General features: G+C 60.8%; 12 protein-coding genes. 11 read left to right on the top strand and 1 reads right to left on the bottom strand.

Going from position 1 to position 12,866, the window contains the following annotated elements; genetic code table 11:
- Positions 1–238 precede the first annotated feature (238 nt).
- From rpmE to KL786_RS10810, 3 genes are all read left to right on the top strand, one after another.
- Entirely contained in the window at positions 239–466 is a 228-nt protein-coding gene (rpmE, locus tag KL786_RS10820; RefSeq protein ID WP_169992051.1) for a 50S ribosomal protein L31, read from the top strand.
- Between the two features lie 14 nt (positions 467–480).
- Positions 481–1,287 (top strand): thermonuclease family protein, encoded by an 807-nt coding sequence (locus KL786_RS10815; protein WP_215517619.1) that lies wholly within the window; start codon positions 481–483, stop codon positions 1,285–1,287.
- Positions 1,288–1,470: 183 nt separating this feature from the next.
- Positions 1,471–2,739, top strand: coding sequence for a malic enzyme-like NAD(P)-binding protein (locus KL786_RS10810; RefSeq protein WP_032862217.1), 1,269 nt, complete (start codon positions 1,471–1,473; stop codon positions 2,737–2,739).
- A gap of 195 nt (positions 2,740–2,934) precedes the next feature.
- Here KL786_RS10810 and KL786_RS10805 read toward each other — a convergent pair whose 3' ends face one another.
- Entirely contained in the window at positions 2,935–5,376 is a 2,442-nt protein-coding gene (locus KL786_RS10805) for a penicillin-binding protein 1A (protein WP_458730150.1), read from the bottom strand.
- A gap of 209 nt (positions 5,377–5,585) precedes the next feature.
- On the opposite strand from KL786_RS10805, the gene pilM reads away from it, so the two are divergent.
- The 8 genes from pilM to KL786_RS10765 all read left to right on the top strand — a co-directional run bounded on the left by pilM (position 5,586) and on the right by KL786_RS10765 (position 12,665).
- A complete protein-coding gene (gene pilM, locus KL786_RS10800) occupies positions 5,586–6,239 on the top strand; it encodes a type IV pilus biogenesis protein PilM (RefSeq protein ID WP_215517617.1) in 654 nt (217 codons plus the stop codon).
- Positions 6,239–6,790 (top strand): PilN domain-containing protein, encoded by a 552-nt coding sequence (locus KL786_RS10795; RefSeq protein ID WP_032862211.1) that lies wholly within the window; start codon positions 6,239–6,241, stop codon positions 6,788–6,790. The genes pilM and KL786_RS10795 overlap by 1 nt, the downstream gene beginning before the upstream one ends.
- Positions 6,787–7,407, top strand: a complete 621-nt coding sequence (locus KL786_RS10790) for a type IV pilus inner membrane component PilO (RefSeq protein ID WP_215517616.1) — start codon at positions 6,787–6,789, stop codon at positions 7,405–7,407. Before KL786_RS10795 ends, KL786_RS10790 begins: the two co-directional genes overlap by 4 nt.
- Positions 7,404–7,919: a pilus assembly protein PilP gene (locus KL786_RS10785; RefSeq protein ID WP_215517615.1), complete on the top strand. Its 516-nt coding sequence runs from the start codon at positions 7,404–7,406 to the stop codon at positions 7,917–7,919. The genes KL786_RS10790 and KL786_RS10785 overlap by 4 nt, the downstream gene beginning before the upstream one ends.
- 70 nt (positions 7,920–7,989) lie before the next feature.
- Entirely contained in the window at positions 7,990–9,309 is a 1,320-nt protein-coding gene (locus tag KL786_RS10780; RefSeq protein ID WP_215517646.1) for a type IV pilus secretin PilQ, read from the top strand.
- Between the two features lie 4 nt (positions 9,310–9,313).
- Positions 9,314–9,832 (top strand): shikimate kinase AroK, encoded by a 519-nt coding sequence (gene aroK, locus KL786_RS10775; RefSeq protein WP_032862206.1) that lies wholly within the window; start codon positions 9,314–9,316, stop codon positions 9,830–9,832.
- A gap of 147 nt (positions 9,833–9,979) precedes the next feature.
- Positions 9,980–11,080, top strand: coding sequence for a 3-dehydroquinate synthase (gene aroB, locus KL786_RS10770; protein WP_032862203.1), 1,101 nt, complete (start codon positions 9,980–9,982; stop codon positions 11,078–11,080).
- A 10-nt stretch (positions 11,081–11,090) separates the two neighbouring features.
- Positions 11,091–12,665, top strand: coding sequence for an SPOR domain-containing protein (locus tag KL786_RS10765; protein WP_215517614.1), 1,575 nt, complete (start codon positions 11,091–11,093; stop codon positions 12,663–12,665).
- Positions 12,666–12,866 lie beyond the last annotated feature (201 nt).

Genomic DNA, 12,866 nt, shown 5'->3' with positions numbered 1-12,866 from the left:
AGGTTCTCATATGGCGGGCGGTGAAGAAGGGCGCGAGCCTAGCAGACCGGCGGTGCAAGTGTCCTGTGTGGGAGCAACCCGGCGGGTACAAGATGGCGTGGCATGCCGGGCTTTTCTGATGAAAGGGTGCATGGCGGCGCTTGCGCGTTTAAAAAGCTCTGGTAGAATCCGCGGCCTAATTACGTGCGGTATTCGACAATAGTGTCGAGTGGCGGCACGCTAGCCTGAGGAAGACACCATGAAAGCCGATATCCATCCAGCGTACGAAACCATCCAAGTTACTTGCAGCTGCGGCAACAAGTTCGAAACCCGTTCGAACCTGTGCAAGCCACTGGGTACTGACGTATGCAACGAGTGCCACCCGTTCTACACCGGTAAGCAGAAGACTCTGGATACTGGCGGCCGTGTACAGCGCTTCGCCGACCGTTTCGGTGCTTTCGGCAAGAAAGCTCCAGCTGCAGAGTAAGGTTCAAGAGCCTGATGGGCTTTTACCTGCTAATGAAAAAGGCGTCCCTTGCGGGCGCCTTTTTTGTGCCTGCGATTTGGCTGTCGGCCGCCCAGGCCGAGGTGTTTTGCCCCGCGCCGACTACGCTCGGCACCTTTGAGGTACAGCGCGTGGTCGATGGCGACACTGTGCGTCTCAAGGATGGTCGCAGTGTGCGGATGATCGGCGTCAATGCCCCTGAAACCGGCAAGAAAGGCCGCCCTGACGAGCCATTCGCCGTGGCTGCACGTCAACGCCTGCAAGCCCTGGTAGATGCCAGTGGCGGTCGGGTCGGGGTGGTAGCGGGCCGCGAGGGCAAGGATCGTTATGGGCGAACGCTGGCCCATCTTTATGGGGCCAACGGCGCAAACCTGGAGGCCCAACTGCTTGCCGAGGGGCTCGGGTTCCTGGTGGCGGTGGCGCCCAATGTCGATCTGGTTGCCTGCCAGCAAGCGGCCGAGCGCAGTGCGCGCGCGGCGAGGTTGGGCCTGTGGCGCCAGTCGCCCGTGCAAAAAGCCTCGCAAATCAAGCAGTCGGGCTTTGCCGTGGTCAGCGGCCGCGTAAGCAAGGTCGAACGCAATCGTGGCGGGATCTGGATCGAATTGCAGGACTCCCTGGTATTACGGGTTGCACCCAATCTTGTCGGACAATTCGATAGCGCTCTGCTCAAGCGCCTTCAGGGCCAGGATATCGAGGCCCGGGGCTGGGTGCTGGACCGCTCCCGACGTGGCGGCCTGAAAAGTGGCCAGGCACGCTGGCTTTTGCCAATAACGGATCCCGGCATGCTGCAATTGACGCAATAAGAAAAAATTGTAGACATTTTTTATATCGATTGTGAACAGTTGTAGGCCTTGTATCCCGTGGCTCTTGGCCGAAAGTCGTAGGGTAGGGCCCTTGACACCTGTGACTGCTCAGTCTTGTGGGGACTTTGCGAGGCGAGTATCCTCGGCGATCCGTCGTCCAACAGTAAAAAGCGGAATGCCGATATGTCTGATTTGAAAACTGCCGCTCTCGAATATCATGCCCATCCTCGTCCAGGAAAGCTGAGTGTCGAGCTCACCAAAGCCACTGCTACCGCACGCGACCTGTCGCTGGCGTACAGCCCCGGTGTAGCCGAGCCCGTGCGTGAAATCGCCCGCGATCCCGAGCTGGCCTACAAATACACCGGCAAGGGCAATCTGGTTGCAGTGATTTCTGATGGCACCGCGATTCTCGGCCTGGGTAACCTCGGCCCACTGGCCTCCAAGCCAGTGATGGAAGGCAAGGGCGTACTGTTCAAGCGCTTTGCCGGCATCGATGTATTCGACATCGAAGTTGATTCCGAAAGCCCACAGGCCTTCATCGACACGGTCAAGCGCATCTCCATCACCTTCGGTGGCATCAACCTGGAAGACATCAAGGCACCTGAGTGCTTCGAGATCGAAAAGGCCCTGATCGAACAGTGCGACATCCCGGTTTTCCACGATGACCAGCACGGTACCGCGATCGTTACCGCGGCCGGCATGATCAACGCCCTGGAAATCGCTGGCAAAACCCTGTCTGACGCGAAGATCGTCTGCCTGGGCGCGGGTGCTGCCGCCATCTCCTGCATGAAGCTGATCGTGAGCATGGGCGCCCGCCTTGAAAACATCTACATGGTCGACAGCAAGGGCGTGATCCAGTCCGAGCGTACCGACCTGAACCAGTACAAGGCGATGTTTGCCCATCCGTCCTCCAAGCGCACCCTGGCTGACGCCCTCGACGGTGCTGACGTGTTCGTCGGCCTGTCCGGCCCGAACCTGCTGAGCGCTGAAGGCCTGAAGTCCATGGCGGCCAACCCGATCGTGTTCGCTTGCTCGAACCCTGATCCGGAAATCGCCCCGGAACTGGCACACGCCACCCGTAACGACGTGATCATGGCCACTGGCCGTTCGGACTACCCGAACCAGGTCAACAACGTACTGGGCTTCCCGTTCATCTTCCGTGGTGCCCTGGACGTTCGCGCCAAGCGCATCAACGAAGAGATGAAAGTGGCTGCCGCCAATGCCCTGCGTGAGCTGGCCAAGCTGCCAGTACCTCAGGATGTGTGCGACGCCTACGGTGGCGCCAAGCTGGAATTCGGCCGTGAGTACATCATTCCGAAACCAATGGATAAGCGCCTGATCACCTTGATCTCCGATGCCGTGGCCAAGGCCGCCATCGAGACAGGTGTGGCTACCCTGCCGTATCCGAAAAACTACCCGCTCAAAAGCGTGGATGATGTGTTCAACGTCTAAACCGTTGTAGCGCACCAACAAAAAGCCCCGGCTCTTGCGAGTCGGGGCTTTTTTGTGGCTGTGCGCAACAGAGGCGTGCATATAACCCCTTGTGGGAGCGGGCTTGCTCGCGAAGGCGGTGGATCAGTCGGCATTTTTAGTGACTGACCCTCCGCCTTGCGAGCAAGCCCGCTCCCACAAGGGGATCTGTGTTAATCAGAACAAGTCGATCGGCGCCGACTCATCCGCCGGCAACGGGCTGCCCGGTGCCACGCCATTGCCCAGTTCATTCATCGACGGCGGCGTGTCTTCGCTCTTGAACAGTTCGAAGTACGCATTCGGCGTGCCTGGTGCGGCGGCGCGGCCGCTGATCGGGTCGATGCGCAGGCTGAGGATGCCTTCCGGCTCCGCCTGGGTGTGGGCCGGCTTGTCCTTGAGGGCGCCGCCCATGAAGCTCATCCAGATCGGCAGCGCGACAGTGCCACCGTATTCGCGGCGACCGAGGCTTTCCGGCTGGTCGTAGCCCGTCCACACGGTGGTGATGTAGTCAGCGTTGTAGCCGGAGAACCACGCATCCTTGGATTCGTTGGTGGTGCCGGTCTTGCCCGCCAGATCCGTGCGGCCCAGGGCCAGGGCTCGGCGGCCGGTGCCGCGCTTGATCACGTCCTGCAGCATGCTGGTGAGGATATAGGTGGTACGGCCGTCAACCACGCGCTCGGCTACTGCCGGTGTTTGTGGGGCGGGTACCGCGTCGGTTGGTGCGGCGCCAGGTGTCGGCTCGATGGTGATACCGCCGTTGGCCGGCGCGGCCAGGCCATCACTTGCGGCAACGCCGTTGGGCACGCTTGGCGGGTTGGCGACAAACAGCGTGTCGCCGTTGCGGCTCTCGATCTTGTCGATCAGGTACGGCGTAACCTTGTAGCCGCCGTTGGCGAACACGCTCCAGCCGGTGGCGATCTCCATTGGCGTGAGGGTCGCGGTGCCGAGGGCCAGCGACAGGTTGGGCGGCAGGTCCTGCTTGTTGAAGCCGAAGCGGGTCATGTAATCAATGGTCTTGCCCACGCCCATCGCCTGCAGCAAGCGGATCGACACCAGGTTGCGCGACTTGTACAGCGCTTCACGCACGCGGATCGGGCCGAGGAAGGTGTTGGTGTCGTTCTTCGGACGCCAGACCTTGTCCAGGTACTCGTCGACAAACACGATAGGTGCGTCGTTGACCAGACTGGCGGCGGTGTAGCCATTATCCAGCGCAGCACTGTAGACAAAAGGCTTGAAGCTGGAGCCCGGCTGGCGTTTGGCCTGCATGGCGCGGTTGTAGTTGCTTTGCTCGAAGGCGAAGCCGCCGACCAGTGCACGGATTGCGCCGTTCTGTGGGTCCAGGGATACCAGCGCGCCCTGGGCGACCGGGACCTGGCTGAACTTCAGGCTGTCGTCCTTCTGGCGCTGCACGCGGATCAGGTCGCCGACCTGGGCCACATCCGACGGCTGCTTGGGCATCGGTCCCATGCTGTTGGTGTTCAGGAAGGGACGGGCCCACTTCATGCTGTCCCACGCCACATGTTCTTCGCCGCTGCGGGTCAGCACCTGTACGCCATCTTTCTTCACTTGGGTGACGATGGCGGGATCAAGGCCGCTGATCGAGCGCTGCTTGCCCAGTTCGACGGTCCAGGCGCTCAGGGTCTTGCCTGGCAGGCGCGATTCCGGCCCGCGGTAGCCATGGCGCTGGTCGTAGGTGATCAGCCCTTCATGCACGGCGTTGTTGGCGATTTCCTGCAAATTGCTCGGAATAGTCGTGGTGACGCGGAAACCTTCGGTGTAGGCGTCGCTGCCATAGCGGCCGACCATTTCGGCGCGGGCCATCTCGGCGATATACGGTGCGCTGACCTCTGGCGTCGGTACGTGGTAGCTGGCGTTCAGTGGCTCGGCTACCGCGGTTTCATAGGCGTTCTGGTCGATCTTGCCCAGCTTGTACATGCGGCCCAGGATCCAGTCGCGGCGTTCCTTGCTGCGGGCCGGATTGGCCAGCGGGTTGAAGCGCGAAGGCGCCTTGGGCAGGCCGGCAATCATTGCCATTTGTGCCAGGCTGGCATCACGAATCGACTTGCCGTAGTACACCTGGGACGCTGCCTCGATCCCGTAGGCGCGGTTACCCAGGTAGATCTTGTTGACGTACAGCTCCAGGATTTCATCCTTGGTCAACTGGCGTTCAATCTGCAGCGCCAGGAGGATTTCCGTGGCCTTGCGCGAGAAGCTGCGCTCGCTGGTGAGGAAGAAGTTCTTCGCCACCTGCATGGTGATGGTGCTGCCGCCCGACTGAATGTGTCCGCTTTTTACCAGTTGCGTGGCCGCGCGCACCAGGCTGCTGGGGTCCACGCCATAGTGGTTGGCGAAGTTGTCATCTTCTGCCGACAGCAGGGCGTTGATGAAATTGGGTGGAATATCGGCGAAACGGATCGGGGTGCGGCGCATTTCGCCGAACTCCGCGATCAGTTTTTCATCGCTGCTGTAGACCCGCAAAGGAATCTGCAACTGGATACTTCTAAGGGCCTCTACCGAGGGCAATCCCGGGCTAAGGTAGAGATAGGCGCCGCTGAACACGAGCAGCAGCCCGCAAACGATCGCAACGAAGGAGTACCCGAAAAACTTCAGCAGACGAATCAAGGCTTTTGGATTTCCAGAGAAAAGAATGAGTTAGTCGTCGGGATGGGCATGCCGACCCGACCTGCAGATAAAAAAGCGGGAAAAAACGCTGGGCATTAAAGCATTTTTCGCCTCGGGGCGTCATGGGCGCCACTCAACCGAGCCGACCGAATGCATCAAACCCGGAACCGACCAGCCCTGAGACAGGCAAAGCTTTAGGGAGTTTTATGAAAAAGGGATTTTTCAGGCGAAAAGCCGATACCGTACTGGGTGTGGACATCCAGGATAGCGGCGTCAAGGTACTGGAGCTGGCCCGCGCCGGCGATGGCTATGCGGTGCGCGCGTATGCGAGCCAGCCTTTGCCGGGCCATGCGGTGGTCGACAGTAATATCGTTGATCTGGAGGTTGTCGCGCAGGCCATTTCCAAGGCATTGTTCCGCGCGCAGATCCATCTCACGCATGCGGCAGTTGCCGTGGCGGGCCCTGCGGTGATCAGCCGTGTGGTTGCGCTGGAGGCGGGGCTTGAGCCCGACGAGATGGAACAGCAGTTGCGCTGCGAAGCCGACCAGTACATTCCTTATCCGCTGGATGAGGTAGCCATTGATTTTCAGGTCCAGGGCCCGTCGGGTCGTGAACCCGGTTATGTTGATGTACTGCTTGTGGCGTGCCTCAAGGAGCAGGTGGAAGCGCGCGAAGCGGTATTGGCCCTGGCCGGCCTGGTTGCGCGAGTGGTGGATGTAGAAGCGTTTGCCCAGGCGCGGATGACCGAGCAGGTGGTCGCGCGGATAGTGCCGGGGAGTGGGATCAATAGTGCACAATGGGCTGCCGATGCCCAGGGATTGCGGGTCGCCTGCGGTTTGGCCCTCAGGAGTTTCGATTGATGACAAGAATCAACCTTTTACCCTGGCGTGAAGAACGCGCTGAGCGCCGTCGCAAGTTTTTCCTGATTTTTCTGTTGCTGATCACCACTATTGCATTGGCCGCCGTATGGCTGGCCGACCGGGTCATCGATCGCGCGATTGATCGACAAGTGGCCCGCAACAACCACTTGAGCAAGCAAGTCACGGTATTGGACTCGCGCATCAAGACCATCGATGAACTGCGCGAGCAACGCCAGCAACTGATGGAGCGGATGAAGGTGGTCGAAGACCTCCAGGGCCATCGCGCCTCGGGCCAGCAATTGTTCGAGCAGTTGGCCCGCGCAATGCCGGATGGCGTTCAGTTGAGCGAGGTCAGTGTCAGCGGCACATCGGTAGAGGTCACCGGCACGGCGGTGTCCAGTGATGATGTCGCCCGGCTGATGCGCAGCCTGGAAGCTTCCAACACGTTACGTGCGCCCAATCTGCGCCATGTACGGGCCGAGGAGGGTGGCGCGGGCAGTGCCTTCCAGTTGATGGTGGACCATGGGGAGCACCAGGAGACGCAGCGGTGAACCTTTCGCCCGGCCTGCCCAGGCTGGCGATCCCGGAACTCTCCACGCTGTACCGCAACATCGCCCACTGGCCATTGGCTGGCAGACTTATGGTGGGCGCCGTGCTCGCCTTGCTGGCGCTGGTTGCGGGGGATGTTGTGTACCTGGGCGGCGCGCGCGATGTCTTGCAGCGTCAGGAGGCGGGAGAAATAGCGCTGCGCCAGCAGTTTGCGGCAAAAGCCCGGCAAGCCGCCCAGCATGAAGGGCTGGTGCGCGAGCTTGAAACCCAGCGTGTCGCTTTCAGCGAACAGTTGCGCCAGATGCCGACGCTGACGCAAATGCCCGATCTGTTGGAGGACCTCGCCCGGCTGGGGCAAGCCTGCGGGGTGCTGGTCGAGCAGCTCAGTGTGCTGGACGAGCGGGTGCAACCGGTGTTCGTCGAGCGACCGATGCAACTCAAGCTGCTGGGCACCTATCACGACCTCCTGACCTTCGTCAGTGGCGTGGCCGGGTTGTCGCATATCGTTACCTTGCATGACTTTGTCATTCGTCCCGTGGATCCCCAGGATGGCGCATTGCTGAGCCTGACGATGCTCGCCAAGACCTACCGATACAGCAACCTGGGAGCATTGCCATGAACCGCCTCAAGGTTGCGGGCCTGGGCCTGGCACTTCTTGCTGGATGCGACAGTGACCCGCAGTTGCAAGCGCTGAATGATGAGTTGCAACTGATTCGCCAGCAGGCAGTGCCGCTTGCTGACGAAACGCCTGTAGCAATGCCGGGGCTACGGTTTGTCGCCAGCGCGCCCCCCCTGCGTGACCCTTTCCAGCCCCCTGACCAGCCGGCCAGTCGCCCCACCGGCAAGCCCGGATCTGCGCCGGACCTCGACCGCCCCCGGCAGTATCTGGAAGGGTTTGCCGTGGATCAGTTCCAGATGGTCGGCACGCTGTCACTTGGGGCGCAGACATTTGCCCTGCTGCGCGGTACGGCAGGTGTTCATCGCCTGGCGGTGGGGGATTACCTGGGGGCAGATCATGGGCGCGTCGTAGCGATCCATGAGGGGCAGTTGGAGTTGGTCGAGCTTTTTCCCGATGGTGAGGGCGCCTGGCTTGAGCGCCCGCGCACCTTGGTGTTGAACGTGAACTCATAACGGAAGCAAGAAAATGAAAAGGATTATTTCGTCCTTCGGTGTGGCGCTATGGATAGCGTTCACAGCACCGATGACTGAGGCTGTGCCCAAGCGGATCGACCTGATTCAGTTACCACCTCCCGGCGTTTCGCCCGTGAATGCCTATAGCGGTGACAAGCTCTCCCTCAACTTCCAGGACATCGAGGTGCGCGCCGTCCTGCAGCAGATTGCCGACGTCGCCGGCCTCAACCTGGTGGCTGGTGATGATGTGCAGGGCTCGATTACCTTGCGCCTCAAGGGTGTTCCGTGGGACCAGGCCCTGGACCTGGTGCTGCAAGCCAAAGGTCTGGACAAGCGGGTGACGGCCAATGTGCTGTTGGTGGCGCCGGCCGAAGAGTTGGCCGCGCGAGAGCTGTTGGCCCTGGAAACGCGCAAATTGATGACCGAGCTGACACCGCTGCGGCGGGAGCTGCTGCAAGTCAATTACGCCAAGGCGTCTGAGCTGGCCAAGCTGTTCCAGTCAATGGCCGGGCCTGAAGGGGCTGCCGATGAGCGTGGCTCCGTGGCGGTGGATGACCGGACCAACCACATCATCGCCTACCAGGCGGGGGAGCGCCTGGCCGAGTTGCGGCGCATCGTCGCGCAACTGGATGTTCCGGTGCGCCAGGTAATGATCGAGGCGCGGATAGTCGAGGCCAATGTCGACTATGACAAAAGCGTCGGCGTGCGCTGGGGTGGGTTGCTGCGCAACAAGGGTAATTGGAGTGGTGGCGGGGTCGATAAAAACCCGCCAGGTGAGGGCGAGTCGCCCGATAGCTCGCCGTTCGTTGACCTTGGAGTGGTCAACGCGAGTTCCGGCCTGGGCATCGCGTTTATCACTGATAACGTGCTGCTGGACCTGGAGCTCACCGCCATGGAAAAAGGTGGCAATGGCGAGGTGATTTCTCAGCCCAAGGTGGTCACTTCCGACAAGGAGACTGCGCGGATTCTCAAGGGCACGGAGATCCCTTACCAGGAGTCCACGTCCGAGGGGGCGACCTCGGTTTCGTTCAAGGAGGCTTCGCTGTCCCTGGAAGTGACGCCGCAAATCACCCCGGATGGCCAGGTCATCATGGAGGTCCGGGTGACCAAGGATGAGCCGGACTACCTGAACAAACTCAATGATGTGCCGCCGATCAAGAAGAACGAGGTCAACGCCAAGGTCCAGGTCAGGGACGGCGAGACCATCGTCCTGGGTGGGGTTTTCTCTAAAAACCAGAGCAAGGTGGTAGATAAAGTGCCATTTTTGGGCGATGTGCCGTATCTTGGCCGCCTTTTCCGGCGTGATGTCGTTGCCCAAAGAAAATCCGAGCTGCTGGTATTCCTGACTCCGCGTATTATGAATAACCAGGCGATTGCTGTGAGTCGTTGATTCTGTGCGAAATTTGATTCTTGTAGGGCCGATGGGGGCTGGAAAAAGCACCATCGGCCGTTTGCTGGCCAAAGAGCTGCGCCTGCCATTCAAAGACTCCGATAAGGAAATTGAATTGCGCACGGGCGCCAATATTCCGTGGATCTTCGATAAGGAAGGCGAACTGGGCTTTCGTGACCGCGAGCAGGCAATGATTGCCGAGCTGTGCGGCTGCGATGGCGTGGTCTTGGCCACCGGCGGCGGTGCGGTGATGCGCGAGGAAAACCGGCGGGCGCTGCGTGCCGGCGGTCGGGTGGTCTATTTGCATGCGTCGGTCGAGCAGCAAGTCGGGCGCACCGCTCGCGATCGCAACCGACCGTTGCTGCGCACCGCCAACCCTGAGAAAACCCTGCGGGACTTGCTGACGCTGCGCGATCCGCTTTATCGGGAAATCGCCGATCTGGTGGTGCAAACCGATGAACGGCCGCCACGAATGGTGGTTCTCGACATTCTGGATCGGTTGCAGCAACTGCCGCCCCGTTAAAGCCAGGGCCGAAATGCGCTATTCTCGGCAGCGCGTTACAAACGTCCGAGTTATGGCATAGAGCCATCAGGCAGCGCTCGAACTCGACGGTGCCGACAACGTTAATACAGGGCAGGACGCCTGCTTCCATCTTCAGCGCGGGGACACATGCAGACACTTAAGGTCGATCTTGGCGAGCGTAGCTACCCGATCCATATTGGCGAAGGTTTGTTGGACCAGCCCGAGTTGCTCGCGCCGCATATTGCCGGGCGACAAGTGGCGATCATCTCCAATGAGACGGTGGCGCCGCTCTACCTTGAGCGTCTGAGTCGTAGCCTTGCGGCGTATTCGGTGATCTCGGTGATTCTTCCCGACGGCGAAGCGTTCAAGAACTGGGAAACCCTGCAACTGATCTTTGACGGGCTGCTGACTGCGCGCCACGACCGGCGTACCACAGTGGTGGCCCTTGGCGGCGGTGTGATCGGCGACATGGCCGGTTTTGCGGCCGCTTGCTACCAGCGTGGCGTGGACTTTATCCAGGTGCCGACTACCTTGCTGTCCCAGGTCGATTCGTCGGTGGGCGGCAAGACCGGGATCAACCATCCGCTGGGCAAGAACATGGTCGGCGCGTTCTACCAGCCCAACGCCGTGCTGATCGATACTGCCACCCTCAATACCTTGCCGCCCCGCGAGCTGTCGGCGGGCCTGGCGGAAGTCATCAAGTACGGGCTGATCTGTGACGAGCCGTTCCTGACCTGGCTTGAAGAACACGTCGATGCCTTGCGCAACCTGGACCAGGTGGCGCTGACTGAAGCCATCTCCCGCTCCTGCGCGGCCAAGGCGCTGGTGGTCAATGCCGATGAACGTGAGTCTGGCGTGCGCGCCACCTTGAACCTGGGCCACACCTTCGGCCATGCGATTGAAACCCACATGGGCTATGGTGTCTGGTTGCATGGCGAGGCTGTAGCGGCTGGCACGGTGATGGCGTTGGAGATGTCGCAACGTCTTGGCTGGATCACGGTCCAAGAGCGTGACCGTGGTATCCGCCTGTTCCAGCGCGCCGGGTTGCCGGTCATTCCTCCTGAGGAAATGACCGAGGCTGATTTCCTTGAACATATGGCAATAGACAAGAAAGTGATCGATGGTCGTTTGCGTCTGGTGCTGTTGCGCCGAATGGGCGAAGCGGTAGTGACCGACGATTATCCGAAAGAGATTCTACAGGCCACGCTGGGAGCGGATTACCGCGCCCTGGCCCAGCTGAAAGGTTAACCAGATCCCGATGACTAGTTTGCATGCCGACGAGGCTTTCCTCGGCCATTACCAGTTGAGCCATGACCCTTTTGCGCCACGGGTCCCCGGTTTCAAGTTTTTCCCTGCACAGCGCAAGCCGGTGCTTGGGCAGTTGCACCACCTGGCGCGCTACAGCCAGTTGCTATTGGTGGTCACAGGTCCCTTGGGCAGCGGCAAGACGCTGCTGCGCCAGGCCCTGGTAGCCAGCACCAACAAGCAATCGGTGCAGAGCGTGGTGGTTTCCGCCCGTGGTGCCGGCGATGCGGCAGGCGTGTTGCGCCAGGTTGCCCAGGCGCTGGATGTGGCCAATGCCGAGCCGACCGCGATTCTCAAGCAAGTGGTGCAACTGGGTTTGACCGGCCAGGAAGTCTACCTGCTGGTGGACGATGCCGAGCAGCTCGACGAGTCCGCGCTGGAAGCCTTGCTGGCCCTGGCGGCCGGTACGCCGGAAGGTCGTCCCCATGTGTTCCTGTTCGGTGAGGCGTCGCTGATTGCCGACCTGGAGCAGCTCAGTGGCGAGCAAGAGCTGTTCCACGTCATCGAATTGCAGCCCTACGAAGAAGAGGAAACCCGCGAATATCTCGCCCAGCGCCTTGAAGGTGCGGGCCAGGGCATCGAACTTTTCTCCGCCCAGCAGATCTCTGATATTCACGAAAGCTCCGACGGCTGGCCTGGCACCATCAACCAGGTGGCCCGGGATGCGATGATCGAAGCCATGATTGCCAGCCGCTCAGCGGTTAAGCGTCCAAAGATGGGGTTCACCATGCCGAAGAAACACGTACTGGCGATTTCTGCTGTTGTCGTGGTTGCCGTTGCCGCCGCCTGGTTGATCCCGGGCCGCAGCAAGGCACCGACCGCTCCAGGCGCGCCTACCGAGCAGGCACAGTTGCCACTGGGCAAGCCCACCACCAACGGCGCACCTGCCGTTGAGTTCGCCGGTTCCGGCCAGCCTACCAACCTGCCGATGGTCGGCCAGCCGGTCATGCGTGGCCCGTTGGCAGAAGAAGCAGGTGGTATCACCGAAGGCGATGATGGCGTACCGGTAGAAGGCTCCAGTGCCACGCCTCCGACCGTCACCACCGTGGCTCCACCACCTGGCGCAACCGCAAGCCCTGCACCTGTCCCGGCGGCCAAGCCAACGCCTGCGCCGACTCAGGTCGCTACCGCCAAGCCAGCCCCGGCACCAGTGGTCAAGCCAACGCCAGCCCCTGTGGCCAAGCCAGCTCCCGCCGTCAAACCTGCGGAAAAACCGGTCACCGTGGCCAAGGCCGCTGCCGGCAGCGGCTGGTACGGCAGCCAGCCAGCCAAGAACTACGTGGTGCAGATCCTCGGCACCAGCTCTGAAGCCAACGCCCAGGCGTTCGTGAAAGAGCAGGGCGGCGAGTACCGTTATTTCAAGAAAGTGCTCAACGGCAAGCCTCTCTACGTGATCACCTACGGTAGTTTCTCGAGCCGCGCGGCAGCCGATTCCGCGATCAAGGCCTTGCCAGCGAAGGTCCAGGCTGGTAAACCTTGGCCTCGCACTGTTGCCAGCGTTCAACAAGAACTCGCAACAACTCGCTGAAGATCCGGCGACCTTACCCAGGTCGCCCTCCCAGCACCTCAAAAAAAACGACAACAGCGTGCAGCCCTGAAGGCCGCGCGCTTTGTGGTGTCTGCGTCACAGTAGCTTTTGAGTAGCGGCAGTCGAAATTAAAAAAGTTTTGACTAGCACAGCATATCGCTTTAAACCTTTCATAAATGCGACATAGATTTGCGATAGTTC

Source organism: Pseudomonas sp. TAE6080, assembly GCF_018732265.1.
In the GTDB taxonomy this organism is placed as follows: Bacteria; Pseudomonadota; Gammaproteobacteria; order Pseudomonadales; family Pseudomonadaceae; genus Aquipseudomonas; species Aquipseudomonas brenneri.
Note: the sequence above shows the minus strand (reverse complement) of the source record. Positions and strands in the feature narration are given on the sequence as shown.